Annotated in this window: 1 protein-coding gene; it reads left to right on the top strand. The window is 45.9% G+C overall.

Annotated elements, in window-relative coordinates; genetic code table 11:
• Positions 1-730: hypothetical protein (locus JFN88_RS14560; protein WP_199020015.1), on the top strand; the 730-nt coding region annotated here is incomplete at both ends.

Raw genomic sequence — 730 nt, forward strand, 5'->3', positions numbered from 1 at the left:
TCCTCTTCCACTTCCTATCCAACCAGCTATGACGAGTTTGCGGTGAAACGGTTAAATATTCAAAGGGATAGCGCCCCGTTTTCGATCCAATCGGTTAGTGAAAGCATATCTCCGATTAGCGGTTCGCTCTCCGTACAGGCTACGGATATGGTGCTGCCCGGGCGAAACGGTTTATCATTTGCCTTAACCCGTAGCTATGACAGCTCCGATGCCCAGTATTATGATAAAGATTTTGTTAGAGGAGTCCCGTACACCATGAGGTACTACCCTCAGCTAGAAGGTCGTTTGTATAATAAAACCTCTTCGCCAAATAGTTTGGTGTCACCACAAGTGGGATACGCCGGGAATTTTGTGTTGGACGGCACGAGTTACAAATCGCTGGTCCAGATCATTGGTGGACAATCTACGTTTGTGTACTACCCGAAGCCTAATGAGCCGTATATCGAATTTAACAATGAAGTGATAGATTCGCTAAAATCAGCATGGACCTACGTCGATCCCAATAATAGTAACAGCCCGTACCTGCTGGCTCAAGATATGGTTCTCAATGGAATTCCATTAAGCGCCAGATATTATCCAACAGGCAACGTCGTCTATGATCGCTTTTTCCAATCCCAGTTGCTTGACTATTGGGTCTATGGCAACCAGGTCAAACCAAAACAAGTAGAGAATCGTTTCCCGATCGGGAAAGGATGGAGCTGGGATATCCCCTATATCGAAACGAAGGATA

It is taken from the genome of Paenibacillus roseus (assembly GCF_016424485.1).
GTDB classification, from domain to species: domain Bacteria; phylum Bacillota; class Bacilli; order Paenibacillales; family Paenibacillaceae; genus Paenibacillus_D; species Paenibacillus_D roseus.